Origin of the sequence: Nocardia fusca NBRC 14340, assembly GCF_001618425.1 — a bacterium.
Classification (GTDB): Bacteria; Actinomycetota; Actinomycetes; order Mycobacteriales; family Mycobacteriaceae; genus Nocardia; species Nocardia fusca.
The window spans coordinates 79,758-105,859 of sequence record NZ_BDCU01000016.1 but is presented as its reverse complement, the minus strand read 5'-3'; the positions used below and the strand labels follow the sequence as shown (position 1 = coordinate 105,859).

23 protein-coding genes are annotated in these 26,102 nt (G+C 68.9%); 9 read left to right on the top strand and 14 right to left on the bottom strand.

From position 1 onward, the window contains the following. Window position 1 precedes the first annotated feature (1 nt). Window positions 2-361 carry an Rv2640c family ArsR-like transcriptional regulator gene (locus NF4_RS05485; protein WP_063126203.1) on the top strand — a complete coding sequence of 120 codons (360 nt, stop codon included), beginning with the start codon at window positions 2-4 and terminating at the stop codon, window positions 359-361. Between the two features lie 311 nt (window positions 362-672). On the opposite strand, the gene NF4_RS05480 is transcribed toward NF4_RS05485, so the two are convergent. The 4 genes from NF4_RS05480 to NF4_RS05465 form a co-directional block, all read right to left on the bottom strand. Next, window positions 673-1,293, bottom strand: coding sequence for a hypothetical protein (locus NF4_RS05480; RefSeq protein WP_063126202.1), 621 nt, complete (start codon window positions 1,291-1,293; stop codon window positions 673-675). 85 nt (window positions 1,294-1,378) lie between these two features. Beyond that, window positions 1,379-2,233: a hypothetical protein gene (locus tag NF4_RS05475; RefSeq protein ID WP_063126201.1), complete on the bottom strand. Its 855-nt coding sequence runs from the start codon at window positions 2,231-2,233 to the stop codon at window positions 1,379-1,381. A gap of 10 nt (window positions 2,234-2,243) precedes the next feature. Next, the gene (locus NF4_RS05470) at window positions 2,244-2,951 is read right to left on the bottom strand and encodes a DUF6597 domain-containing transcriptional factor (RefSeq protein ID WP_063126200.1); all 708 of its coding nucleotides are present in this window, start codon (window positions 2,949-2,951) and stop codon (window positions 2,244-2,246) included. A gap of 85 nt (window positions 2,952-3,036) precedes the next feature. After that, on the bottom strand, window positions 3,037-3,963 hold the full coding sequence (locus NF4_RS05465) for a YobF C-terminal domain-containing protein (protein WP_063126369.1): 927 nt from the start codon (window positions 3,961-3,963) through the stop codon (window positions 3,037-3,039). Between the two features lie 365 nt (window positions 3,964-4,328). Here NF4_RS05465 and NF4_RS05460 point away from each other — a divergent pair, with 365 nt between their 5' ends. From NF4_RS05460 to NF4_RS05450, 3 genes are all read left to right on the top strand, one after another. After that, a complete protein-coding gene (locus tag NF4_RS05460) occupies window positions 4,329-5,780 on the top strand; it encodes an amidase (protein WP_063126199.1) in 1,452 nt (483 codons plus the stop codon). A 237-nt stretch (window positions 5,781-6,017) separates the two neighbouring features. Then, the gene (locus NF4_RS05455) at window positions 6,018-6,281 is read left to right on the top strand and encodes a DUF2798 domain-containing protein (RefSeq protein WP_063126368.1); all 264 of its coding nucleotides are present in this window, start codon (window positions 6,018-6,020) and stop codon (window positions 6,279-6,281) included. A gap of 359 nt (window positions 6,282-6,640) precedes the next feature. Next, window positions 6,641-7,270 (top strand): LysE family translocator, encoded by a 630-nt coding sequence (locus tag NF4_RS05450; protein ID WP_439956735.1) that lies wholly within the window; start codon window positions 6,641-6,643, stop codon window positions 7,268-7,270. Window positions 7,271-7,282: 12 nt separating this feature from the next. On the opposite strand, the gene pdxR is transcribed toward NF4_RS05450, so the two are convergent. The 3 genes from pdxR to NF4_RS05435 all read right to left on the bottom strand — a co-directional run bounded on the left by pdxR (window position 7,283) and on the right by NF4_RS05435 (window position 11,332). Beyond that, complete coding sequence (gene pdxR / locus NF4_RS05445; protein ID WP_063126198.1) at window positions 7,283-8,671, bottom strand: MocR-like pyridoxine biosynthesis transcription factor PdxR; 1,389 nt, start codon at window positions 8,669-8,671, stop codon at window positions 7,283-7,285. A gap of 311 nt (window positions 8,672-8,982) precedes the next feature. Further along, the gene (locus NF4_RS05440; RefSeq protein ID WP_063126197.1) at window positions 8,983-10,569 is read right to left on the bottom strand and encodes an alpha/beta fold hydrolase; all 1,587 of its coding nucleotides are present in this window, start codon (window positions 10,567-10,569) and stop codon (window positions 8,983-8,985) included. A 145-nt stretch (window positions 10,570-10,714) separates the two neighbouring features. Then, window positions 10,715-11,332 (bottom strand): TetR/AcrR family transcriptional regulator, encoded by a 618-nt coding sequence (locus NF4_RS05435; RefSeq protein WP_063126196.1) that lies wholly within the window; start codon window positions 11,330-11,332, stop codon window positions 10,715-10,717. Window positions 11,333-11,427: 95 nt separating this feature from the next. Here NF4_RS05435 and NF4_RS05430 point away from each other — a divergent pair, with 95 nt between their 5' ends. Then, window positions 11,428-12,249: an SDR family oxidoreductase gene (locus NF4_RS05430; RefSeq protein WP_198165226.1), complete on the top strand. Its 822-nt coding sequence runs from the start codon at window positions 11,428-11,430 to the stop codon at window positions 12,247-12,249. A gap of 71 nt (window positions 12,250-12,320) precedes the next feature. Next, window positions 12,321-13,346 carry an NAD(P)H-dependent amine dehydrogenase family protein gene (locus NF4_RS05425; RefSeq protein WP_063126365.1) on the top strand — a complete coding sequence of 342 codons (1,026 nt, stop codon included), beginning with the start codon at window positions 12,321-12,323 and terminating at the stop codon, window positions 13,344-13,346. A gap of 168 nt (window positions 13,347-13,514) precedes the next feature. On the opposite strand, the gene NF4_RS05420 is transcribed toward NF4_RS05425, so the two are convergent. Continuing rightward, on the bottom strand, window positions 13,515-14,153 hold the full coding sequence (locus tag NF4_RS05420) for a TetR/AcrR family transcriptional regulator (protein ID WP_063126195.1): 639 nt from the start codon (window positions 14,151-14,153) through the stop codon (window positions 13,515-13,517). A gap of 101 nt (window positions 14,154-14,254) precedes the next feature. Here NF4_RS05420 and NF4_RS05415 point away from each other — a divergent pair, with 101 nt between their 5' ends. Further along, complete coding sequence (locus tag NF4_RS05415) at window positions 14,255-15,136, top strand: alpha/beta fold hydrolase (protein ID WP_063126194.1); 882 nt, start codon at window positions 14,255-14,257, stop codon at window positions 15,134-15,136. Window positions 15,137-15,366: 230 nt separating this feature from the next. On the opposite strand, the gene NF4_RS05410 is transcribed toward NF4_RS05415, so the two are convergent. Continuing rightward, entirely contained in the window at window positions 15,367-16,041 is a 675-nt protein-coding gene (locus tag NF4_RS05410; protein WP_063126193.1) for an EthD domain-containing protein, read from the bottom strand. A 56-nt stretch (window positions 16,042-16,097) separates the two neighbouring features. On the opposite strand from NF4_RS05410, the gene NF4_RS05405 reads away from it, so the two are divergent. Then, window positions 16,098-16,970, top strand: a complete 873-nt coding sequence (locus NF4_RS05405; RefSeq protein ID WP_063126192.1) for a TIGR03619 family F420-dependent LLM class oxidoreductase — start codon at window positions 16,098-16,100, stop codon at window positions 16,968-16,970. Window positions 16,971-17,042: 72 nt separating this feature from the next. On the opposite strand, the gene NF4_RS05400 is transcribed toward NF4_RS05405, so the two are convergent. Beyond that, on the bottom strand, window positions 17,043-17,891 hold the full coding sequence (locus tag NF4_RS05400; protein ID WP_063126364.1) for an LLM class F420-dependent oxidoreductase: 849 nt from the start codon (window positions 17,889-17,891) through the stop codon (window positions 17,043-17,045). A 411-nt stretch (window positions 17,892-18,302) separates the two neighbouring features. Beyond that, window positions 18,303-20,558, bottom strand: a complete 2,256-nt coding sequence (locus NF4_RS05395) for an MMPL family transporter (protein WP_063126191.1) — start codon at window positions 20,556-20,558, stop codon at window positions 18,303-18,305. Window positions 20,559-20,745: 187 nt separating this feature from the next. Here NF4_RS05395 and NF4_RS05390 point away from each other — a divergent pair, with 187 nt between their 5' ends. Beyond that, window positions 20,746-21,378: a TetR/AcrR family transcriptional regulator gene (locus NF4_RS05390; protein WP_198165225.1), complete on the top strand. Its 633-nt coding sequence runs from the start codon at window positions 20,746-20,748 to the stop codon at window positions 21,376-21,378. 275 nt (window positions 21,379-21,653) lie between these two features. On the opposite strand, the gene NF4_RS05385 is transcribed toward NF4_RS05390, so the two are convergent. From NF4_RS05385 to hrpB, 3 genes are all read right to left on the bottom strand, one after another. Then, window positions 21,654-22,256 (bottom strand): substrate-binding domain-containing protein, encoded by a 603-nt coding sequence (locus NF4_RS05385; protein WP_063126189.1) that lies wholly within the window; start codon window positions 22,254-22,256, stop codon window positions 21,654-21,656. Window positions 22,257-22,489: 233 nt separating this feature from the next. Continuing rightward, window positions 22,490-23,455, bottom strand: coding sequence for a peptidase (locus tag NF4_RS05380; protein ID WP_157120002.1), 966 nt, complete (start codon window positions 23,453-23,455; stop codon window positions 22,490-22,492). A 163-nt stretch (window positions 23,456-23,618) separates the two neighbouring features. Then, complete coding sequence (hrpB, locus tag NF4_RS05375) at window positions 23,619-26,078, bottom strand: ATP-dependent helicase HrpB (RefSeq protein WP_063126188.1); 2,460 nt, start codon at window positions 26,076-26,078, stop codon at window positions 23,619-23,621. Window positions 26,079-26,102 lie beyond the last annotated feature (24 nt).

The window sequence follows — 26,102 nt, the reverse complement described above, 5'->3', positions numbered from 1 at the left end:
CATGCCCAAAGCGCTGCCTGTGATCGACATGACCGCACCGGTCTGCTGCCCGCCCGTGGCCGCCGGCCCTGTCGACGACGAGGCCGCCCTGCATGTCGCACTGCGGCTGAAAGCTCTCGCCGACCCGGTCCGGGTCAAACTCATGTCGCTGTTGCTGGCCAGCTCGGAAACCGGGTGCAACGGCGGCGAACTCGCCGACGCGGTCGGGTTATCCGAATCGACGGTCAGCCACCACCTCGGTCAGCTCCGCAAAGCCGGGCTGGTGAACTCCGAACGCCAGGGCATGAGCGTTATCCACCGCGTCCACCGCGACGCCCTGGCCGCACTCTGCGTCGTCCTCGACCCCAACTGCTGCCGGTAACCACCGCACCCGCCTCGGCTCGATCACCCGGAGCGCGACACCGCACACACCCGGCGTTCATAAAGGGCACAAGTGGTTGACAATGACCGGCGCAAGAAACCGGCAGACGAACGAACAAAGAGTGAGCCGTCATGCTTCACACATGGGTCGAGTCCGCCGGAGGCTCCTTTGAACTCCACAACCGGCCGATCAGGCCGCAGGCCCCGCGTCTCGCCCCAGTGGCACAGACTCTCTCGATCCTGGGCCTCGTCGCTATGGCAGGCGGACCGCTGCCCTGCACCGACCGAGTGCTGCCAGGCGGCGAGCATTTGTCAACTCCCGTGGGCCGAAAGCGTAGCCAGCCATGGATGGCCGGGGTGAACTCGCGATAGCCACCCGAACAGTCGAGATCGCCGGGACCGGTCCATCGCGGGGAGCGCACGCAGGAAGTCGCTCTCGTCTTTGGCTCGCCGGGCTTTCGCTTTGAACAGGAGAACGACCTCAGGGATCACATAGGGGATGCCCTCGGCGGTACGGAGGATCAGCTCGTCGTAGGGCAAGGTGATCGAGGCGTCGCGGCGGCACACCCATCGATCGCCCAGGTACGGCTCGCGGAACACGTCCAGGCGATACAGTCCGGTCGTCGGTTCGCGTAGCCATGTCTGATGCTGACTGTCCGCTTCCTCGGGAAACGGCCAAACACATCCGTCGCCGACGACGTCCCATTCGAAGCCCGGGAACGCGTTCAGAATTTCGCCGAACCGCTCACTCGAGACGCCGATTTCGAGATCGGAGTGCGCACGTCCGAGACCACCGACAAACAGGTCCAGCGCCCACCCGGCTGCGACATACCAGCATGGCGCGGTGCCCGCGAGCCGTTCAGCGGCTTCGGCGGGAGTCCAGGCCTGCCACAGGCTGTCGCATTCCGCGACGGACAACGGGCGTCCGGCCATCTCAGAAAACTCCTTCACATAGCCCGCCCCGGCACAACGGTACGGCACACTGTTCTCCGCTCCGCCCGGAAAACAGTGGTGCGGGTCAGATCCGTCGGTGTTCGTGCAGGGTTCGGAGCGCGGCCAGTGTGGTCAGGCCGCGCCATTCCACGGTCTGGCCGGGGGAGTAGTGCAGGAAGTGGAAGTCCCAGCCGCCGTCGGCGAGTTGTTCGTGTTCGAGTCGATCGAGTTCGGCGGCGATCGTTGTGTCGTCGAACAGGGCCCGGCTCGGCGCGATGGGCCGAGGGGAAAGATCGAGGGGTTTGATGTGTTCGTTCTCGATTCCTCCTTCGACGGGCACCGTGCCGTCGGCGCGGATCGCCGGACGTAGCAGCTCGATGGCTGCGGCGGCGCGGGCGGGGTCGGGGACCGCGTCGAGGAACTGCAGGGCGAATTCGACGGTGTAGCCGACCGGCTTGTCGATTGCCTCGATCTGGTTCCAGCACCAGGTCGTCGCTGTGTCGAGCCACGAAGTCCGTGCGCCGAGTTGCCACAGTCCGGCGGCGAGGGCGTAGGTGAGGAATCCCGACTCGGGGCTCGGTGTCATCCAGGGCGCGTGGGGGTGACCGTCTGCCGAGGGCAGCACGGTAGGGATACCACCGTCGGGGTGGGCGATGGTGGCGATCCAGTCGGCGACCGCGGTGACCATGGGGGTATGGGTGGCGTTGATGTGGGTGAGCACGTCGAGGGCCGCCAGTGCCGCCGCGGGCTGGCTGTCGGGGCACCGCACGTCCGGTTCCAGGGCATGGCCGAATCCGCCGTCGTCGTTCTGATACGCCGCGAGCGCGGTCAGTACCGGCTCGACGGGTCCGTTGTCGAGAAGGACGGTGAGCTGGTGGCGTTCCAGGACACGGGCGCCGGATTCGATGAAATGCCGGGCGGCTTGCAGGTCGATACTCATGCACCGGAGGCTAGGCGGCGGTGAGCGTGGCGTCTTTCAAGAAACGGACAGGCGTGAGGCCGGTGAGGCGCCGCACTTCCGCTGCCATATGCGCCTGGCTGGCATAACCCACTACATGCGCGCGGTCGGCCAGTGAGCCCGCCCCCAGCGCGAGGAGTCCGCGCAGCCGGATCACCCGGGCCAAGAACTTGGGACCGTAGCCGACCGCCGCGGTGACTCGGCGGTGGAGGTGGCGCTCGCTGACACCCAGGTCATCGGCGACAGCCGCGACACGCGCACCACAAATGCTCAACCGGGAGACAGCGGCGTCGACGAGCGGGTCCGGTCCGGCCTTCCTGTCCAACACGGCCTCGGTCAGCAGCCGGAGACGCGTCGATAGGTCCGCGGTCGCGCGCTCATCGGCCCAGTCCGCGACGCCCGGCCAGAGCAGCGACAGCGGAATCTGCTGGTCGCGTACTTCATCGGCGGGGATGCCCAGGACGGCACCGGCCATTCCCGGCCGGAGCCGGATACCGCCGGCGGACTCGCCGGTCGCCTGCCACACCAGCGGTTTCGTATCGGCGCCGACCACAAGGAGCTGGGTACCGAGCCAGACCAGGTCGACGCACCCATCCGGAACCACACGCTGCGTCCCGCCGACCAGAGCGTCACTTTCCCACACACAGGCCGCTACCGCCTCCAACCCGGTCGGCGGCCGATATTCACGGTAAACACCCACCCGACCACCCTATCCAGAGGCGTGGCACGCATCGCTGAGCAGAGCGCTGCCCAGACCGCGGCGACACGGAGCCCGGTTCGCGAGCTCAGAGGCTGTGTTGGAGGTCGGTCCGCAGGTTGTCGTAGGTCGGCGCCAGCGCGCGCAAAGTGTCTACGGCGGTAGGGGTGTCACCGGTGACCACGGATTGCTGAAGGGAGCCGACGAGCCGGGCCTGGCGGTCTATCGTGGCTGCCGCGTCGGTGAATCCTGCCCGGTGCAGGCAGGTGGCGGCATCGGTGAGGCGCCGCGCGCCGACACGGATGGCGAAGTGGACGAGGTGTTCGCGAACGTCGTTGTCGCCGGCGTCGAGTAGGTCGGCCAGCGCGAGAGCGGCGTCACCGTTGGCGAGGCTGCCCGCCGGCATGGGATGAGTCGGCTCGGCGGCGAGCCAGGCTACCGCTCGCGGCAGCACCGCAGTGATAGCGGCATCGGCGCTGACGCGGGCGAGCCGGGTGAACTCGGTGCGTGTCGTGTACGGCCGGCCGTAGGTCAGGGTGTGGGCGCGCCAGGCGTTCATGAAGTCGGGCAGCGGCAGCCGTGCGTACGGGTAGCCCTGCGGATCGTGCACAGTGAGGTGATCGCGCTCGATACCGACGGCGACGAGGTAGTGGTCGGCGCCGATGGGGCCGGTCATGCCCGGCTGATAACGCAGATGTCCCATTTCGATCGGGCCCACCATGACCGGCCCGGCCTCCAGCAGCGACGCGAGTCGGCCGAGCGCAGCCCCGGGCTCGCCGTCGCTGAGAGTGCGCGCGGTCCAGCCGAGCGCGGCCAGGGCATCCTGCACACCGGTTTCGGGAGTCCAGCCGTAAGGATCGAAGAACGGCAGCGCGCCACCGACGAGTTGCATACCGAACGGGCTGCCGGTCACGGTCTCGATCACCGCCGGTTCAGGGGCATCAACGCCCATCATCATGGCCAGCGAATTCGCGTAGCAGTAGGGGCCCGACCCCCGGTACGGAACGTGCAGCATGGCGGCAGCGTGCCAGTTTTCCCAGGAAAACACCATCTCACTGCCCCGGCCGCACCGGCGGTTCACCGCGAACGGTGCATGAGCGAGTCCGGGCAATGGTTTCGGTCAACAACTCGGAAAGCCGATCGGAAGCCTGCTCCTGAGGAACGTGAATGAGTATTGAGACATCTATCCCGTTGTACGGCGCCGCATTCTTATGCCCTGTGCTCATGGACTCGGCCCGCTGCCGACGCTGTGACCTGGGGTGGGATGTCCTCGATGACAGAACGAGCGGGTGACTTCACCGGTGCAGGTAATTCGTTCGACTTTCCATTGTGCGAAGCGGCATTTTATGCCCTCTCCGGCAGGCCAATAACGTCGAATTCATGGAGTGGAATTTTCGGTCGGCGGAAGAACTAGCGGCCGCCTTGTATGCCGGTGAAGTGACGTCGGTGGAACTGACCGATGAGGCGATCGCCCGTATCGAGCGCGACGACCCAGCGATCAACGCGATCTGTGTACCGGACTTCGACCGCGCGCGGGCCGCCGCACGCGATGCCGACCAGGCGCGCGCCCGCGGCGAGGACCGGCCGCTGCTCGGCATTCCGGTGACGGTCAAGGAGTCCTACGACATGGCCGGGCTGCCCACGACCTGGGGCATGCCGCAGCACGCGAACTACGTACCGACCGAGGACGCGGTACAGGTATCGCGGCTGAAGGCGGCCGGCGCGGTGGTCCTCGGTAAGACCAATGTGCCGTTGATGCTGCGAGATATCCAGAGCTTCAACGAGATCTACGGCACCACCAACAATCCGTGGGATCACGGCCGTACGTCGGGTGGGTCGTCCGGCGGTTCGGCGGCGGCCCTGGCGTCCGGCTTCGGCGCGCTGTCCATCGGCTCCGACCTGGCCGGTTCGCTGCGCACCCCCGCGCATTTCTGCGGCATCTACGCGCACAAGCCGACACTCGGGCTGGCGCCGACCCGCGGCATGGTCGCGCCGTCCGCGCCGGCCTTGCCGGTCGACCACGACCTCGCTGTCGTCGGTCCGATGGCCCGCACCGCCCGCGACCTCGCGCTGCTGCTCGACGTGATGGCCGGACCGGACCCGCTGACCCACGGCGTCGCCTACGATGTCGCACTGCCGCCCGCGCGGCACGACCGGCTTGCCGACTTCCGTGTCCTGATCATCGAGGACCATCCACTCATTCCAACCGGATCGGCGGTGCGGGCGGGCGTGAACCGGGTCGCCGAGGCGCTCGTGGACGAAGGCGCCCGGGTCGAACGGCGCAGTCCCCTGCTGCCCGATCCGACCGAAGCGGCGACGCTCTACATGCTGCTGATGATGTCGAACGCCGCCGCAAGCCTTCCCATCGACGTATACGAACAGCTGCGGACCCACGCCGCCGCCCTGAGCGCGGACGACCGGAGTCTCGATGCGGCGCGGCTGCGCGGCATGGTGCTCGGCCACCGCGACTGGGTCGAGGCGAACAACCGTCGCGAACTCCACCGCCACGGCTGGCGGCAGCTGTTCGCCGAATTCGACGCCGTGGTATGCCCCATCACGCCCACGCCCGCCTTCCCACACGACCACCACGGAGGTCTGGAGAACCGGCACATCGACATCGACGGCGTCGAGTACCCGTACTTCGACCAGCTCGTCTGGGCCGGTGTGGCCACCATGCCCGGCCTGCCCGCCACCGCCATACCCGCGGGCCGGTCCCCCGCGGGTCTGCCGGTGGGAGTGCAGCTCATCGGTCCGATGTTCGAGGACCGCACCCCGCTACGGCTGGCCGAACTCCTCGAGCAGAAGATCGGCGGCTTCCTGACACCGAAATAGGGCCCACCACCGCCCAACCGCTTCTCGCGGCTGAGAAAAGTTGTCTGCACTGGGGCGGCTGGGGCAGCGCCGCCATGCCTATCGGTGGGCCGAGTGGGGCCGGCGGGGTTGCGTTTCGGAAATCGGTCCGCTTATGCTCGGACCCGCGATATTCAGTCGCCGTAAGCGTTCACGTCAACCAACGCACCGGCCCTGCCACCTGGTATGTCCGCTGCCGACGATCGCTACGGAGCATCGATGAATTCCGCGAATCTTCCTTCCCCCCTCGACTTCGACCGGTTGAAGCTGCCCGCCCGCGCCGCATCGCTGGTGTTGCCGCTGCTGCTGTCCCTGTTGATGACCTGCCTCGTCTCGCTTGTCAGCACCCTGATGAGTGACGGGCTCGCGGTCGGCGTGTGGTTGCGGTCCTGGGCCGTATCGTGGCCCATCGCCTTCCCCACCCTGCTGCTCGTGCTGCCGATCGTCCGCCGAATCACGTCCGTGCTGGTGCGGACAGCATGAGCACGGTTGTTCCGAGCCGGAGGGTCTCGGACACCCGCACCAATGGTCTCGAGGCATACGTTCGGACACCGCGATAGTGTCTCCATACGATGATCGCAGGTCGGCGTTACGAGCTCGGATATAGGACTGCTGTAGCGGGGGTGGGATCGTTGCCGCGGGCAGGGCTTCACCCGGTACCGCGCGCGCCGCAGCGCTGGTCGAACGGCGACCGGATCGCGCCCGGTGAGCACTTCTGTGGGTCTCGGACGGGTAGGTGGTTTGCGGCAGGTAGTGCGAGCCGACCGGCCGGATGACAGATTTGGTCTACTAATTCAGAACATGATTGGAGCTGAGTACCGGTCCATATCGTTGGCACTCTCATGGGGGTGAGTGTTGAGTTCTGGGTGACTTCGATTGTGGTGACGGCAACGCCGGGGACGGGGGCGTTGTTCACGGCCGCGGCCGGGATGGCTCGCGGCGCGCGGGCCGGCCTGATCGCTGCGCTGGGATGCACGCTGGGGATTGTTCCGCACATGGCGCTGGCGTTGACGGGCGCGGCGGCTCTGCTGGCGGCGAGTCCGGTGGCGTTCGAGGCGGTCAGGTGGCTGGGCGTCACCTATTTGCTGTACATGGCCTGGGGCATGTGGCGGCAGACCGGCGTATTTGCCCCTGAGACCGACACCGATATGTCGTCGGAGTCGCGGTCGGCGTGGCGCGTGATCGGCAGCGCGGTGCTGGCGAACTTGCTGAACCCGAAGCTGACGATCTTTTTCTTCGTGTTCCTGCCGATGTTCGTGACCCCTGCGGCGGGCGGCGCGGTGCTGCGTATGCTCATGCTGGGGTTGGTGTTCATGGCGATCACGGTGGTGATCTTCGCCGCCTACGGGGTGTGCGCGGGATGGCTGCGACGGTATGTGGTCGGCCGTCCGATGGTGATGCGGTGGCTGGGGCGCGGCTTCGCGGCGACCTTCGTGGTGCCGGCTGTGATGCTCGCCCTGGCTGGGCGATGACAGATGCTCTACTCATCCACCGGGGGTGAGTTCACCGAGGATTTTGATCGCTGCTTCAAGTCGAGGCGCAGAGTGGGGCCCGTATCCGATCACCAGGCCCGGCCCTCCTCGGGTGAAGCGATGAGCGGACAGAGGTTGCACCGCGATTCCCGCCGCACGCGCCCGTCCCGCGACGGCGGCATCATCCACGTGGTCGGGTAGCAGCACGAGGAGATGCAGACCCGCCGCGACGCCTTCGACTCGGCAACCGTGGAGATACCGCTGAACGGCGGCGACGGCGGCATCGCGGCGCCGCCGGTGCCGCAGACGCATGCTGCGCAGGTGACGTTCCAGTACACCGGTGTCGATGAGTTCTGCCAGGGTGAGCTGCGGGAGTGCCGGTGAGCCGAGGTCGGTGGCCCAGCGTTTGCAGACCAGCTCAGGGTGCAGGCTGTCCGGGGCGATCATCCACCCGATCCGTAAGGCGGGGGCCAGCACCTTGGACAGGCTGGAGATGTGGACGATCCGCTGGGCCGCCATTGCGTGCATGGCCCGTACGGGCGCCCGGTCGTAGCGGTATTCGGAGTCGTAGTCGTCCTCGATCACGAACCCGTCGATGTTCTCGGCCCAGGCGATCAACTCCCGGCGCCGTCCCGGCGAAAGGACCACTCCAGTCGGGAACTGATGCGCCGGCGTGACCAGGGCGACCCGCGCGCTCGTGCAGGCGAGTGCGGCCACGTCGAGTCCGTCCTCATCCACAGCGATCGGGTGGAGGGTATCCAGCCAATAGTTCAGGATGCGGCGGTTACCCTCCGCACCAGGGTCTTCGACAGCACATCCAGTGATCCCACGATCACAGAGTGTCTGGGAGAGCAGGCTCAGTGCGCCGGTCACGCCGGCGGTGACAATGATCCGTTCCGGTGCGGCGCGGATGCCACGGCTCCGCGCCAACCACCTGGCCAACGCCTCGCGGAGCTGGGGTGTTCCTTGCGGGTCGGCGTACCCGAGATCACGCGCGGTCGCTGTGGCGAGCACTCGGCGTTCTGCTCGCAACCAGGCGGCACGCGGGAAGGCGCTCAGGTCGGGCGCCCCTTCGGAGATGTTCAGCAGCTCGCTCGATCGCCCTGGCTCCGGAGTCGGCGTTGCTACGACGGCCGGGGCGGGAACGAGGCCGGCGACGGCGGTACCTCCGCCGGCATTGGTGACCAGCAGCCCTTCTTCGGTGAGGCGGCGGTACGCTTCGACCACGGTCCCGCGTGACACCGACAGCTCTTTTGCCAGCTCGCGGGTTGCGGGCAGTCGGGCGCCTGGTGTGAGTGTGCCGTCCGCGACCGCGGTGCGGATCTGCTGGGCCAGCCAGGCCGTCCGGCCCCGTGTGGGCGCCGTGGCCGGGTCGAGGCCGAGGAAATCCGAACCATCCATTTGGTACATGATCCTAGGCTGTTCGGCACGAATCAGGTGCCGCGTCATCGCCAGGCAGTAAGGTGCCCAGCGATCCATACGATGCCGATGGGGACGCCGCCGCCGAGACGAACCGGGGTCGCGCCATCGGCGGTCATCACTGAGTGGCGCCGGGGTCGGCCTCGACGGTGTAGCGCTCGGACGGTCACGAGGCGGGCTGAGCACCGGATCCACCTCGCCGTCGATGGCCGCGGTCTGCCGATGCGCGCACTGATCACCGGGCGCCAAGCCGGTGACAACCATCGCCGCGATCGTGCTGTGGTTGCGATGAATTACCGGACAGGGCCCCGGTCGAATGGCGACCCGTCGGCCGCGCAGTGGGTGTCCTCGGGTGGGAGGCCGCCGGTGAACAGATACTCCCGTTTGACCAGTTCGGTGCAGGTGCTGGGCACGTACATGCTGCTGTGGCCCACCCCTTCGGTGACCACGACCCGGGCCCGGGCCAGCTGTGCGGCGCCGTCGTAGGCGCCGGCCAGCGGTGTCGCCGGATCGAACCTGTTGTTGAGCACCAGGATCGGTGCCGCGGTGTGCCGGTTCCACGGCCCGGTGTACCGGTCGGCGGCGTGACCGTGCCAGAACGCGCAGGTGATACTGCTGAACACAGCGACGCGCCCGAAGTAGGGCACCCGCTGGTCCTCCGAGACCGCGGCGCGACTGTAGACGCCGAGGTCGGTGGGCACGGTGCTGTCGGTGCACTGGATCGCGTGGTAGGCCTCGGTGCGATTGCCCGTGTACGAGGCACTGGCCCGCACCAGGCCCGGGAGGGCGGTGCCCGCGTCGAACAATCGCTGCAGCAGTGTGGCGAGGTCGGGGAAGGTGGACGGCTGTGACAGGCCGGCGGCCGCGTTGACGATCGTCGAATACGTCCACGCGCGGCCGTCCAGCTCGATGGGGGCCAGCCGGGCCCGCTCGATGAGTGTGATCCACTTCAGTTTCGGATCGCCGGCGGAGAACGCGCAGCCCGGACCGGCCTCCGAACACTGGCGCAGGAAAGCGTCGAACGTGGCGGAGATGGCGTCGGCCACGTTCTGCCGGGTGTCCAGCGGCACCTTGGTGCCCTGTCCGTCGTGGCCGTCGACATTGCCCTCGAAGTCCAGCGATCCGTCGAACACCATGGCCCGGACCCGGCCGGGGAACATATTCGCGTACACGGCACCGACCTGGGTGCCGTAGGAGATGCCGTGATAGGTGAGCAGCGGGTCGCCGACCGCGCGGCGCAACAGGTCGAGATCGCGGGCGGTGTCGGCGGTCGACGCATGGTTCAGGATCGGCCCCGCCTGCTGCGCGCAGCGCTCGGCGAACCGGGCGGACCAGTCGTAGAACGGCGGCTCCTCGGCCGGGGTGGCCGGCATCGCCGGCATGGCGGCGAGGAAGGCCGTCTGTTCGTCCTCCGTCGGAAAACAGTGCACCGGGGCGCTACGCGACACCGCACGGGTGTCCCACGAGACCACGTCGAATCGGGCCCGTAATTCCTCGGAGAACAGCCACGACCACCGGCCTCGTTCGCGCAGCCGGTCGACCCCGGAGGCCCCGGGGCCGCCGAAGTGCACGAAGAGGGTGCCGATGCGCCGGCCCGGATCGGTGGCGGGCAGTTTGATGACCGCCAACTCGATCCGCTCATCCCGCGGCCGGTTGTAGTCCAGCGGCACCTGGGCGGTCGCGCACTGGAACCCGTCCTGGCAGTCGGACCAGAACAGCGACGGGGTGTCCGCCGATTCGGCGGCGCGGTCGAGATAGGGGTCGATACCGTCCTCGGCGACGGCCGGCGCCGGTGCACCGAGGACTCCGGCGCCGACCGCGAGCGCCAGTACGGCGCGCCGGACCCGGTGCAGTGTGTCGGCTCCGAAACGCAGATCCAAACCAGGGCCCTTCTCGGTACGGCATCACGAACCGAATGATCCTGTCACACCGGCGAATTCCCTGCCGGACGGTGTCCCGGGGCGGCCGGGTGCGTCGGCTCACGACCCGCCGTCCGGCGGGGTGACCGACCGGCCGTCGCAGGCCTCAGCTCTCCGCTCCACCGTGATCGCCGGATCGGGCGGCGTCGTCGCGTCGTCCGGCGATCCCGTGGAGCAGTAGGTCTTCCAGCGCCGCGGCGAAACCGTCCAGATTGTCGATATCGCGGATACACATGGCGAACAGGGCCGCCCCCGCGATGGTGTCCAGCAGGGTGTTCGCATCCGCCACGGGGCCGGCGGCGGTGCGGCCCGCCGCCAGATAGTCCGCCAGCTCCTGCCGGGTCGGCGTATCCAGCCGGGCCGAGAGTTTCTCGTACAGGCTCGGATCCGCGCGCATATCGGACATGAGGCCGGGCATGGCCGCGCGGGCTTCGGCCGAGCCGAACAACTGGATCGTCCCCCGGATCACCTTGCGCACCTCGGTGACCAGGTCGGGGGCGACCTCCGCCGTGCCGACATCGGGGAACACGGCCTTGGCGATCAGGTGTGCCTTGGACGGCCAGCGCCGGTAGATCGCCGGCCGGCTGACGCCCGCCCGGGTGGCGATCGCATCGATGGAGGTCGCGGTGTAACCCCGCTCGACCAGCAGATCGCGGGCGGCCTCGAGTACCGCCCGGTCCACGGCGGGGTCGCGGTGCGGGCCCAGACGATGGCGTGCGGTCACAGAATCGGTCCTTGTTCACAGGAGCAGGAGTCGTTACAGTCTGTCACAACAAAGTCGTTACACTGTGTAACCGCTGTGTACTGGGAGGAGCAGGCGTGTCCGCTGACCCCGCCACCGCCGATCGGGCCTATCGGCCGGTACCCCTGCTACAGGACAGAGTCGTCGTGATCTCCGGCGTCGGTCCAGGTCTGGGCACCGCGCTCGCCGTAGAGGCCGCTGCCATGGGTGCCCACCTCGTGCTGGTCAGTCGAACCGAGCGCAAGCTCGAGCGGCTGGCCGAGAAGATCCGGGCGGACGGCGCGACGGTGGTGCCGGTCCCGGCCGATATCACCGACGAGGAGCAGCGGGCCGGTCTGGCCGAGCGGGTACAGGCCGAATTCGGCCGGGTCGACTGCCTGATCAACAATGCCTTCGCCATCCCGCCCATGGACCCGATCACCGGGATCGATCTCGCCGCGCTGCGCGCCGCCAACGAGACGAACGTCTTCGCGCCGTTGCGTCTGTCGGCGCTGTTCGCGGACGCGCTCGCGGCGACCCGGGGCTCGATCATCATGCTCAACTCGTGCGTGTCCTACAGTTCACAACCCGAGTACTCCGGGTACAAATTGTCGAAAGGCGCACTGGCGCATCTCGCCTCGTCGCTGGCGACGGAATTGGGTCCGCGCGGTATCAGGGTCAACAGCGTCGCACCGTCGTACGTGTACGAGGACATCAACAAGGCGTACTTCGACTGGCTGGCCACGCAGGCCGGAGTGAGCCACGACGATATCTACCGCGAGAAGGCCGCGCCCACGGACCTGTTGCGCCTCGCCGGACCGGAAGAAGTCGCCCGCGCGGCACTCTTCCTCGCCAGCGATCTGGCCAGCGCGGTCACCGGGCAGATGCTGACCGTGGACTGTGGCGAATTCCATCGTTGACCGGGTGAGGAGCAACCGTGACCGAGGACAAGAAGCGGATCGTGCTGTGGGGGACCGGCACCGTCGGATCGATGGTGCTGGCCGAGATCCTGCGCCACCCGCGATTCGAGCTGGCCGGGGTCGGCGTGAGCAACCCGGCGAAGGTCGGCCTCGACGCCGGCGACCTGTGCGGCGCCCCGGAAACCGGGACGGTGGCGACGGATTCGATCGGCGAATTGATCGCCCTGCGACCCCACGCGGTGGTGCACTACGGCCCCACCGCCCAGTTCGCCGACGAGAACATCCGGGTGATCGAAGCATTCCTGCGCGCCGGAATAGATGTGTGTTCCACCGCCATGACGCCCTGGGTCTGGCCGGCGATGGACAAGACACCCCGCGCCTGGCGGGACCCGATCACCGAGGCCTGCCTGGTGGGCGGAGCCTCCTGTTTCACCACGGGTATCGATCCGGGATTCGCCAACGACCTGTTCCCGATGACCCTGATGGGCCTGTGCGGTGAGGTGCAGTCGGTGCGGGCCTCGGAGTTGCTGGACTACACCGATTACGAGGGCGACTACGAATTCGAGATGGGTATCGGCAAACCCCCGGAATTCACCGCCCTGCTCGAACATCCCGATCTGCTGATCATGGCGTGGGGCCCGACCGTGCCGATGATCGCCGAGGCCGCGGGGATACAGCTGGACCGCATCACCACGACGTGGGACAAGTGGGTCACCCCCGTGGACCGCCCGTCGGCGAAGGGCGCCGTCCGGGCGGGCACGGTCGCGGCCATCCGGTTCACCATCAACGGTATCCACCGCGGCCGCGAGGTGATCACCCTCGAACACGTCAACCGGATCGGTCACGATGCCGCGCCGGACTGGCCGTCGGGCACCCGCGACGACGTCTATCGCGTGGATATCGTCGGCAGCCCGTCGATTTCGCAGGAGACCTCGTTCCGTTTCACCGATGGTTCGGGCCGCACCCCGGCGATCGCGGGCTGCCTGGCCACCGGTATGCGCGCCCTCAACGCCGTCCCGGCCGTCAACGAACTGCCGCCCGGCTGGGTCACGCCCCTCGATCTACCGCTCATCGCGGGGGCGGGCACAATTCGCTGAACCGCCGGGACGGGTTCGGTTACCGTGCCCGGACACGCACCGGCGAAACGAGGTCACCGGTTCCCTCCCCGGCTGCGCAGGTGATCGCTCGGTGATGGCCGATGCGGCACTGTTGTGCGCGCTGACCGATCGAGTCCGAGAGCGGTTCTCGCCCTTCGGGCGCGTGGGTCAAGTAGTTCCCGGCGCCCGGGTATCCGGTTCGATACCGGATGTCGGTGCGAAGGTGAGATCGAGGAGACGGTCGACGAGTTCGACCGCGGTCCGGGCGGTGTAGTGGCCGGGCAGCATTCCTTGGGCGATCCCTGCGATGGTCGCGAGGATGAGTTCGGCATCCAGTTCGGCGCGTTCGGGGGGCCTGCCGGCGCGCCCGGCCTTGCCGAGTTGGTCGGCGATGATCGTGACCAGGGCGCGGGGCGCTGTCAACGTTTCGTCGGCGGTGATGCCTTGTCCGGCGATCGCTGCGGTGTTGAAGGCTCCCAGCACGATGGCCTCCTGTCGGCGCTGTTCGTCCAGGGGGAGCAGTTCGATCAGCACCATGCGGATGATCTGGCGGGGTGAGGTGTCCCCGGAGTGCGTTGCCATTCGCTGGGCGAAGCGGGTGCCGGCGTCGTACATCACCGACTGATGGGTGGCCAGGAGGAATTCCTTCTTGGTGCCGAAGTAGTACTGCACCAGCCGGACCGAGATACCGGCTTCGGCGGCGACTGTCTGGAAAGTGACCGCGGTCAGACCCCCGGACACGATCACGCGGCGGACCGCATCGGTGATTTCCCGCCGGCGCGCTTCGTGGTCGACCAATCGTGGCACGAGTCCTCGCCTTCCCTCGGGTCGGTTTGCCCCGAAGCTTTGATGGTATACCCATACCATTTTTATGGTATGTTCATATCAAAAGCCGGGAGAGGGAGATCATGCCGAGGATCGGGCAATTCACCAGTGCGGAAGCGAAGACTGCCTTTCTGCGCGCCTACGACGCTGTGGCCGCGAAGTGGCCGGTGCCGTCGACGAATATCGACGTCGAAACAGCTTTCGGAACGACACGGGTACGCAAGTCCGGCGCGGGGGACGGCGCACCGATCGTGCTGCTGCCGGGTATCGGGGGCAATGGCCAGGTGTGGTTCCGGTTCGTCGAGGAGCTGGCGCGCGACCGCGTCGTGTACACACCGGACGTCATCGGCTGGGCCGGATGCTGCGTGCAGACCGCACCACTGCGCGACACCGGCGATATCGCGCAGTGGATGGCCGACGTGCTCGACGGGCTGGGGGAAGATCGCGTCCATCTGGCCGGGAACTCCTTGGGGGCCTGGCTGGCCGGCGCGATCGCGGTGCACCGTTGCGATCGCCTGGCGAGCCTGACCATGTTGGAGCCGAGCGCTGCGACCTTCGCCAAGCCACGCCCTGGTCTGCTGTTCAAGTTCATCATGGCGGGGGCGCGGCCGACGCCCGAGCGGATGCGCAAGTTCAACCGGTGGCTGATGCCGGGTTACGAGATGACCGACGAGGAGTTCGAACTCGCCACCGCGATCCGGAAATTCCGGGCAGCGATGCCCTGGGATCGCCCCTTCACAGACGAACAGCTGGCCGCGATCACCGTCCCCGCTCTGGTGCTCTTCGGCGCCGAAACGGTCGTCAGCGATCCCGAACGCGGGGCGGCTCGCGCTCGCACGCACATGCCGGCGGCCGAAACCGGTATCTACCCCGGCGTGGGACACGATCTGCTGTGGGCGAATCCGGGACAGATCATTCCGCGTTTCCTCGCCTTCGTCGCCGACCACGACCAACTTCGTGCGTGACCCACACGCCGCGGGCCGGGAACTCGCGAGGTTGCCGATTCTTCACTCGGGTGATCTGCAAGGCGGGTGAGCGGGCCGCCCCGGCACCGCCCCGGCGGGTAGGGGCTTTCCGTCCGCGCCCCGAGCCGGGCTCCCACGGCCGGAGCCGTCGACACCCTCGCGGTCGGCGGCCACCGGCTCGCGCTCACGGATGCCACTACAGCGCCGACGGCCGCCGCCGAGCCGTGTTCTCAGAGGTTCCAGTGATAGCGGCTGGTGGGCACCAGATCCAGCCCGGTGTCCGCGCCGAAGCGGGCGACGCTGGCCATCAGTTCGGTGATCCGGCGGTCGAGTTCGGTTTTGTCACCACCGCTGCCGTAGAACGCGTGCGGGTCGGTCATCGCCGCCATGGGGAAATGTTCCTCGACGACGGCCGCGATATCCGGTGCCGACGGGGTGAGTGCCTCCTCGACGACGTTCTGGATATAGGCCACGGTGTTCTGGGTGCGGATCGCGATCGGGGTGTGGTGGACCAGCCAGTACCGCAGGTATTGCGCCCGGGGCATCGACTCGGGCCGGCGGAGCAGCGCGATATTGGCCAGGGCGTCGCTGCGGGTGCCGTCGGGTACCGGCAGCGGGTCCAGGCGGATGTGTTCGCGGACCCGATAAGCGTGCGGGGCGGGTTCCTCGGCCGCGTCGGACACCACGTCGACAGCGGCGGCGGGGTCGCCGTCGGTCCATACCGAGACCAGCGCGGTGATCCGTGCGGCGGGGCCGAAGCGCATCATCGCGGGTGCCACATCGGCGTCGTCGAGGTTCAGCGCGACGGCCGTCGCCCCCGCGGTGGCCAGGGCGTTCCGGAGTTCCGGCGCGGCCAGCCGGGCGCCGAGGCCGGTGCCGTGCAGCGCGATGATCAGTTTTGCCATCGCGAAAAACTAGCACGTGTTCTACTTCACCCGACCGATCAGCAGAAAGGCCGATTATGCGGTTCACCTACGCCGAGACCATGACCGACCCGTCCTACTACATCCCCTTGGCGCAGGCCGCCGAGGCGGCCGGGTACACCTCGATGGTGCTGGCCGACAGCATCGCCTATCCGCGCGATTCCGATGCCAGCTATCCCTACACCCCCGACGGCAGCCGGGATTTCCTGGAGGACAAGCCCTTCGTCGAGACCTTCGTCCTCGCCGCAGCCCTGGCCGCGGCCACCACCACCCTGCGGTTCACCCCGTTCGTCCTGAAGCTGCCGATCCGCCCACCGGTGCTGGTGGCCAAGCAGGCGGCGTCGGTGGCGGCGCTGAGCGGCAACCGGCTCGGGCTGGGTGTCGGGATCAGCCCGTGGCCCGACGATTTCGAGATCTTCGACGTGCCGTTCGACAAGCGCGGTAAGCGCATGGACGAATGTCTCGAGATCGTCCGCGGGCTCACCGCCGGTGGCTATTTCGAATTCCACGGTGAGTTCTACGACCTGCCGCCGATCAAGATCGCGCCGGTACCCACCGCGCCGATTCCGTTGCTCATCGGCGGGCACAGCCGTCCCGCGCTGCGCCGGGCCGCCCGGCACGGTGACGGTTGGATGCACGCCGGCGGCGATCCGGCGGAACTGGACCGGCTGCTCGCCGAACTCGACGCGTTGCGCGCGGAATACGGAACGCGTGACGATTTCGAGGTCCATGTCATCTCGCTGGACGGTTTCACCGTGGACGGCGTGAAGCGTCTGGAGGACAAGGGTGTCACCGATGTGATCGTCGGCTTCCGCAACCCCTACACCCGCGAGCAGGACACCGAGAGCCTGGACACCAAGATCGCCAACCTGTCCCGGTTCGCCGAGCAGGTCATCGCCCGCACCACCTGAGCGCGTCCGCAGGCTCGCCCCCACGACGCACAACTGTTCAGCAGATACGGGGGTGAGCCGTCCGGGGCCGGTTCACGACGCGAGCCCGGAATCCCGGATGGCCTCGGCCAGCGGCTCCAGCACCGCCGGATCGTGCGGCGGCGGCAGGTAGACGATCGCGAGATCCAGCCCTTCGGCACCCAGCGCGGCCGCCCACTCGATCAGCTCTCCGTAGCCGAGGCCCGGGTCGAGCCGTCGCTGCGCCGAGAGCAGGATCTCCTTCGGATCGCGGCCGATATCGGCGCAGTGCGCCGCCAGGACATCGCGTTTGCGCGCGAATTCCTCGGTGGTGCCGTTGACGAAATTCCAGTGCTGGGCGTAGCGGGCGGTGATCCGGAGGGTGCGCTTCTCACCGTTGCCGCCGATGCAGATCGGCGGATGCGGGCGCTGCGGGCCCTTGGGTTCGTTGCGGGCGCCGGTGAGCTGATAGAACGTGCCGTCGAAATCGGTGGTTTCCCGGCTCAGCAGTCCGATGAGTACCTGGCAGGCCTCCTCGAACCGGTCCATGCGCTCGGTGATCGTGCCGAGCGGGATGCCGTAGGCGCCGGACTCCTCCTCGTTCCAGCCGGCGCCGATCCCGAGTTCGAGACGACCGCCGGAGATGATGTCGAGCGAGGCGGCCATATTGGCCAGCACCGCAGGATGCCGGTAGTGCACGCCGGTCACCATGGTGCCGAGCCGCAGGCGTTCGGTGGCCTGGGCCAGCGCGGTCAGCGTGGTCCAGCCCTCCAGGCACGGCCCGGTGGAATCGGAGAAGATCGGATAGAAGTGGTCGAAGGTCCATCCGGATTCGTAGATCTCGATATCGTCGGCGGCCCGCCAGACGGCCAGCATATCGGCCCAGGTGGTGTCCTGCGGTGAGGTCTTGAACGCGAATCGCATGACCACAGGCTAGAAGTTGGAGCGCACTCCAGGTCAAGCCGAACCGCGGTGCCCGGCCCGGCGAATCGAGGACGGAGCCAGGCCTGCGGGCGCCGGCCGGTCGGTCTCGCGCGTCGAGAAATCCACCGGCGTAGGCGAGTCCTAATCCTCGCGCCACGCTCTGCCTTTGCCCGCCGCTGCTCGGCGTATCCCTGCATCCGAGCGCAGCATCACCGCGGTGTCGAAAGCGCCCGGTCTCGGCCGAGCGCAGCCGGAGGTACTCGGCGAGTTGCGGGGGTCGGGGATCGCCGGGGTCCGGAACGTGCCCGGACCGCGGTCGCCTCGTCCGAGGCGACCGCGGCAGCACCGGAACACTGCGGCGAGCAGACCGATCCGGCCGATCGGGCAATGGATCGGCGCGGCCGGGCCGGATCAGTGGGCGGCCAGCACCCGTTCCTCGGTGGGCGCACCGGAGGAGCCGTCGAGCCGTTCGGTGAGTTTCTCGCCCTCGATATCGAAGGTGGGCACGAGCGGGGCCAGCCACTTCGGCATCCACCAGATCCGCTCGCCCACGATCAACATGAACGCGGGCACGATGAGCATGCGCACCAGGAAGGCATCGGCGAGCACGCCGACCGCGAGCGCGAAACCGATGGTCTTGAGGATGACATCGTCGGTGAGCGCGAACCCGGCGAAGACGCCGACCATGATGATCGCGGCGGCGACCACCACGCGGGCACTGTGGGTGAACCCCTCGAGCACGGCGCGGCGGGCCGGAGCTCCGTGGACGTAGGCCTCGCGCATCCGGCTGACCAGGAACACCTCGTAGTCCATGGCGAGACCGAACAGGATGCCGGTCAACAGGATCGGCAGGATGAACAGGACCGGCCCGGTGCTGTCGAGGCCGATGAGCTGGTTCAGCCGGCCCCATTGGAAGACCGCGACGGTGGCGCCGAGCGAGACGCCGACCGAGAGCAGGAAGCCCAGCGCCGCCTTGATCGGTACCCAGATCGAGCGGAACACCGCGATCAGCAGGAAGATCGCCAGCCCCACCACCACGGCGAGGTAGATCGGGAACACCTGGGTCAGTTTGTCGGCGATATCGACCCCGACCGCGGTTTGCCCGGTGACCAGTGCGCGGGCGCCGGTCTCGGCGGGCAGATCGGCGACGGCGGCGCGGATCTCGGCGACGAGATCCTTGGTGGCCTGGTCCGAGGGACCGGAGGCGGGGATCACCGTGAGAGTGGCGAACCGGACCGTCGCGAGTTGCTGGGTGAAGGCCTGCTGGGCCTGCGGGGCGGCGCTGGTGACCGCCGGGACGACGGTGGCGATATCCGAGCCCGCCCGCGCGGCCAGCGCCTGCAGGTGGCCGGTGGCCGTCTGCACGGCCGCGGCCGGGTCGGGGGCGTTCGCGGTGTCGACGACCACGACGAGCGGACCGTTGGCGCCGGCGCCGAAGTTGTCGGCGATCAGGTCGTAGGCCACCCGGGCGTCGCTCCCGGCGGGCTTGCTGGAGTCGTCGGGGAGCGCCAGCTGCATGGACGTCATCGGGAGGGCGGCCACGGCGGCGAGAGCGATACCGCCGGCCAGCGCGGGCCATTTACGCCGGGAGATCCCCTCCACCCAGCGGCGACCGTGGGTGCGGAACTCCGCGCCGCCGGTTTCCTTCGCCAGGTAGCGCGGGCGTCCGCGCATGACCTTGTCGCCGGCGAAGCCGAGGATGGCCGGGAGCAGGGTGAGCGAGATGAGCACGGCGATCGCGACGGTGAACGCGCCGCCCAGACCCATCTGGGTGAGGAACCCGATATTGCACACGGCCAGTCCGACCAGGGCGATGACGACGGTGAGTCCGGCGAAGACCACCGCGGAGCCCGCGGTACCGACCGCGCGGCCGGCGGCCTCCTCCAGTGAGCGGCCCGCACGGACCTCGCTCTGGTACCGGGACATGATGAACAGCGCGTAGTCGATGCCGACCGCCAGTCCGAGCATGGTGCCCAGTGCCGGTGTCACCGAGCTGAGCTCGACGAATCCGGTCAGCGTGGTGATGGCGAGCATCCCGATTCCGACTCCGGCCAGTGCGGTCAGCAGCGGCATACCCGCGGCCACCAGCGATCCGAAGGTGATCGCCAGTACCACCAGCGCGACCGCGACGCCGATCACCTCGGCGAGGGGCATCTCGAATTCGGTGAGCGCGTCACCGCCGACGGCGACGTGCAGCCCCGCGTCCTGTGCGGTGTGCGCGGCGTTCTCCAGCGCGGTCCGGTCGGAATCGAGGAGTTCGTTGGATGTCTTGCTGTAACTGACGGCGGCGTAGCCGACCCGGCCGTCCTCGGAGATGGTGCCCCCGGTGACCGGATCCGTCACCGATTGCACATTCTCGGTGGTCAGCCCGCGCAGTGCCGCGGTGATCGCCGAGCTGTAGCCGGGTTCGGTCAGCGACCGGCCCGCGGGCGCTTCGAATACCACCCGCGCGGTCGCGCCGTCGGGTTTCGCCTGCGGACTGCGTTCCTCGATGAGTTCGAACGCCTGCGTGGACTCGATACCGGGCAGCTCGAACTTCTCGCTCGTCTTCCCCGACAATGTCGCCGCCCCGACCGCCAGGACGGCGAGCAGCGCCACCCAGACGGCCGCTACCACCCTGCGGTGGACGAACGACCACCGGCCGAGCCGGAACAACTGCCACGCCATGCGTGCTCCTCCAAGTGACTATGTGGACCATGTAGTCCGGTTATGCTCGAGGGTAGGAGCAACCGGACCCGAGGGTCCACTTCAGGGAGGCGGATGTGGAGCAACTCACCTCGACCCCCGCGATGAGACGTGGGTCTCAATCCGACCCGTCGCATCCGGCGGGCGTGCGGGCGGCACGATGACCACCATGCCGACTTCCGAGCGCGACGCGACGAACACCGACGACGCCGCGAGCTGGGCCGGGCGCCGGGCCGATGCCCGGCAGAACCACGAACGCGTGCTGACCGCGGCGATCGAAGTGTTCACCGAGTACGGAATCGGGGCCACCATCCCGCAGGTGGCCGCGCGCGCCGGCGTGGGCAAGGCGACCGTCTACCGCAGTTACCCGACCAAATCCGACCTGGTGCGCGCGCTGGCGCGGATGCACCTCGACTGGTTCCACCAGCTCGCCACCGACGCCGCCGAGGCGGCGCGCACCGACGCCTACCGCGCGCTCGAGGCGCTGCTGGAACAGGTCACCACCCGGCTGGCCGAGGACCGGCTGATGATCGAGGTGCTCAGCGGGGTCGAAGGGCTCGGCGACGAACGCCTGGAACAGCATCTGGAGCAGATCCTGGCGCTGGGGCGCGCGCAGGGCAGCCTGCGCGCCGACGCCACCGGAATGGATATCCAGGTCCTGGTCTCCGGTGCGGCGCGCGCCCTGATCGATCTCGATATCCGGGATCCCGATATCTGGCGTCGCTATGCCCGGCTCGCACTCGCCGCGTTGCGCGCCGAGCCCCCCGGGGCCGATCCTCGCCCGGGCGATCCCGAGCCGTGAACCGCGCCCGACAGGTGGTTCCGGGCATACCGGCCCGGTTCCGGCCACCACGGCCGGTGCCGTGGGCATCATGAACAGCGGTGAGGTTGGCTCCGCGCACCGGGGGCCGCGGCACCGGTGTCCACGTGGCCCGCGATCGTCCGTGCTCCGGCGGTCCGTCCCGGTCCCGCGCGGCCGGCCCCGAGCACCGAGACCACCGCGCCGACCGCGGTGCGGCGGACGGACCGGTCGGGTAGTCGCCGTGCCGGATTCGTGCCGCTCGGGGCGGACAGCTCTCAGTGGGCGCCGAGGTGTGCCGGCAGGGGGTGGCACCCACACGATTCGCCGACACCGAGGGCGACATCCTTCGGGCCGGATCGCTCCATGCCACGGCCGTCCGGCGGGTCGAGCAGGCGGGCGAGCGCACGACGGGTGATGAGGTCGACCGGCCGGCGCACCGAAGTGAGGGTGATCTGCCCGAAGTAGTCGGCGGTCGCGCCGTCGAATCCGACGATTCGTACATCCTCCGGTATGCGCAGTCCGGCGTCGGTGACCGCGCGCATCGCGGCGGCGGATTGGGCGCTGGGTTCCGACGCCATGCCCTGCGGGGGCTCCGGGCATCCGCGTAGATAGGTGCCGACCGCGGTGTACGCAGTGGCGGCGGTCAGGTCGGTGCGGATGGCGTGGCCGTGGCCGCCGAGAGCGGCGGTGAAGCCCCGTAATCGCTGCGCGACGGTTTCGCGGTCACCGTGGCGCACGTCCCCGGCGGTGAAGCCGCCGACGAAAACCAGCTTCTCGCACCGGTGTACGTCGATGAGATGGCCGGCGGCGAGCCGGCCGGCGCCGACATGGTCGCCGCCGACGACCGGTACCTCGGTATCGCCGCGGCTGTTGTGCACCCAGGCCGCGGGGACCCGCGCCCGGGCGCAGATCTCGCCGGTGCCGGTGGCGTCTGCAATTGAATGCGGATCTCGCCGCGAAGCTCACCGAACTCGGTACCTGGGCCGGGGCCCAGGGCTCGATCGCCGCCGGACCCCGGCTCCCCGACTATGCGGGCTCCTGGACTATCAGTTCCTGCCGCGGTAGGTCCGGAGCGGCACGCGCGCGTACGAGGGCCGGGCCGCCGGGACTCTCACTGCGGGAAGAGTGTCAGAACCCGCGACATCACCTCGCGGGCGACGTCATCGGTGGCCGAGGTGACCTCGACCACCGGAATTCGGGAGACGAAAGCAGTACTGCCGGAAGGCAATTCGGGACCGACAACGGTCGAGTAGATCGGGATACTGCTGTCGTAGAGCGAAGTGGTGCGGAATACGACGCGGTCGTCGATCTTCTCTTCGGTGCTGCGGGTCCGCAACTGGTCGGGAACACGGTAGTCGTAGACCACCGTGACGGTTTCGTCGCGGTACCGGAACAGGCATTGGGTCAGCCGGCGCTCATCGGTATCGGCGGTGCCGATCAGTTTCGTGCGCACCGCGCACGGGTCGGCGCCGAGCAGCACCGTGGGCACGGTATCGGGTGAGGTGCCCTGGGCCGGTGACTGCCGCCAGCGCTCGATCATACCGGGTAGCAAACTGTCGGCTACCGCGCATGAATCGCGGTCCGGAACCGAGACGCTGAGGTAGAACGCGGCGCCTGCCGGGAAGCGGCCGGTGGCGCCGCAAGCGCGTGGATCGTCGTCACGGCCCGGGACGACCAGGGTGCTCACATCGCCGAGTTGTTCGCTGCGCCCGCGGTTCGGGGTGAGGGTGGGCAGCAAGGTCGAATGCCAGGTGAGCGTGGCGGCGTCACCCGCAGCAGCGGGACCGAGAGCGGCCCGGCACGAGTACAGGCCGACGGTAACGCTCTGGATATCACCGAGTCCCAGCTCATCGAGGGTGTCGCGGGGGATCAGCGCGCAGACGTCGATCTGCCGGGTCGCTTCGGCGACGGCCGCATGCTGCTGCGGGGTGGCGGCGGATTGCGACCAGAACTCCGGCGGCGGAGTGGGCGCCGCCGGAGCTCCTGCGTCACCGGTCCGGGGGCCGGTATCGTCACCGCAGCCCGCCACGGCGAGCAACACGGCTGCGATGAGCGTGAGTGTGCGATGAATCGTCACCCCTGACCTCCCGGTGCGCGCTGAGCCGGACCGTTGCCCGGACTCAAGTCTGCGCGTACCGGCAATCACGGCGCAATCACCCCGCTGCCTTCGGCCGGTCGCCGCCGGCGGCGTCACCGGAGAGCGAGGGCCGGCGGGCCGTGTAAGCGGCCGGAGCGTGGGGTCAGCGCGGAGATCCCGGCCGGTCACGCCCGGCATTGCGGGCGGTGCCCCGGTGGGCGGGCACGGTGGCCGGGTCTTCCGGCCAGGCATGTTTGGGGTAGCGGCCGCGTAGATCGGCGCGGACCCCGGGCCAGCCGGTCCGCCAGAACGAGGTGAGATCCGCGGTCACCGCGATCGGGCGCTGGGCGGGGGAGAGCAGATGCAGCACGATGGGCACCCGGCCGTCGGCCAGGCGTGGCGTGTCCGTCCAGCCGAAGACTTCCTGCACCTTGACCGCGAGTACCGGCGGGTCGGCCGAGTAGTCGAGCCGGGGGCGGCTACCGGACGGGACCTCTGTCCGTTCGGGAGCCAGCTCGTCCATGCGGGCGGCCTCCGGCCAGGGCAGCAGGCGACGCAGCGCCTGGCCGGCGTCGATACGTTCGAGGTCGGCGCGCCGGCGGGCGGCGGCGAGTTCGGGGCCGAGCCAGGTGTCCGCGGCGGCGAGCAGTGACGCGTCGTCGACCGCCGGCCAGGGGGCGCCGAGCGTCCGGTGCAGGAAGTCGAGGCGCTGACGTAGGGCGATCGCCTCGGAATTCCAGGACAGGAGACCGAGACCGGTCGAGTTCAGCCCGCGCCGTATCGCCGCGCCGAGCAGTTCGGGGTCGGGGTCGGATATCGCGCCGGCCGACAACGTGATCGCACCCAGGCGCTCGATACGCCGCGCGACCACCTCACCGTCGAGCCAATCTATTTCGTCGACGGTGGTCAGCAGGTTCGATGCGGCTCGGCGGGCCAGCTGTTCATCGGCGACCGCGGCCAACCGTACGACGCCCTCGGCCCGGCCGGGATCGCGTGTCGCGACACCGATCGCCAGCCACTCGGCATCACCTGTTCCGGCTCCGGGCGGCAGCGTCACCGCGGTACCGCCGGCCATGAGATAACTGCTCGAACCCGCACCGCGCCGCCGGGCCAGCCGTTCCGGATGGGCCAGCGCGACGATGAGAGCCGGATCGTCGTCCCCCTCCGGCCCCTCGACCGAGCGGGCCAGCCGTTCGACCTCCCGCCGCCAGCGCGCCGGCCGTTCGCGGCGCAGCGCCCGGAGGCCGGCCGTGAGATCGACACCGGACAGATGAGTGTCGTCGTCGAGGACGGTGACGACCTCCGCGGCCGCCCGCGGACCGACCACGGCCGCGCCGTCGAGCAACGCCCGCGCCAGCCGGGGATGCAGTCCGATCCGGGCCATGCGCCGGCCACGGTCGGTCACCGCACCGTCTGTGCCGACAGCCCCCAATGCGCGCAATACCTCCCGGCCGGCTGTCAATCCACCGGCCGGCGGCGCGTCCCACCAGGTGAGGCCCTGTCCGTCGCTTGTGCCCCAGCACGTCAGTTCCAGCGCCAAACGCGTCAGATCCGCTGTCCGGATCTCCGGCTCCGGAAAGGCCGGCAGGGTGCCGTGCTCGTATGCGGGCCAGCATCGCCATACGCGCCCGGGTGCCTCACGCCCGGCCCGCCCGGCGCGCTGCTCGGCCACTGCCGCCGAGACCCGTACGGTGGCGAGACCGGACAGCCCCCGGGCCCGATCGATGCGCGGCACCCGGGCGAGTCCCGAATCCACCACCGCCCGCACTCCCGGCACCGTCAGACTCGACTCCGCCACCGCGGTGGCCAGCACCACCCGCCGCCGGAGCCCGGGCCGTAACGCCGTGTCCTGCGCCGTTGCGGAGAGTCTGCCGTGCAACGGCACGATATCGACATCGTCGAGGCCGGCCAGCAATGCTGTCACCCTGCGTATTTCGGCCGCTCCGGGGAGGAAGACCAGGACATCGCCCACGGTCGCGGCGAGCGCGGACCGGGTGGCGCGCGCGACGTGTGCGTCGATCCGCTCCCGTGGTAACGACGGAAGATATGTCGTATCCACCGGATGGGTGCGACCCCGGACCTGCACGACCGGCGCCGCGGGGTTCCCGTCGAGCAGCGTCGACAGGCGTTCGGCGGCAACGGTCGCCGAGGTCGCGAGCACCCGCAGCTCCGGTCGCAATCCGGCCCGGGCGTCCAGCAGCAGCGCCAGCAGCAGATCCGCGTCGAGATGCCGTTCGTGACACTCGTCGAGTACGACGACCTCGACCCCCGTCAATTCGGGATCGTCCTGTAGCCGGCGTACCAGCAATCCGGACGTGACGATCTCGATGCGGGTCTGCCGCCCTACTCGTCGATCCCCTCGGACCGAGTAGCCGACGGTCTCACCCACCTGCTCGCCCAGCAGCGCGGCCATCCGCCCGGCCGCGGCCCGAGCCGCCAACCGTCGCGGCTCGGCCACGACCACCCGCCCGGTGGCGCGCTGCGCCAGCGCCAAGGGCACCAGGGTCGTCTTCCCGGTCCCCGGCGGCGCGACCAGCACGGCGGTCCCGCGTTCGGTCAACGTCTCGACGATATGATCGAGAACGTCACGAATCGGTAGGTCGGGGAGTGCGGGCAGTTCCATTACCGGTCAGTCTGCGGCATCGGC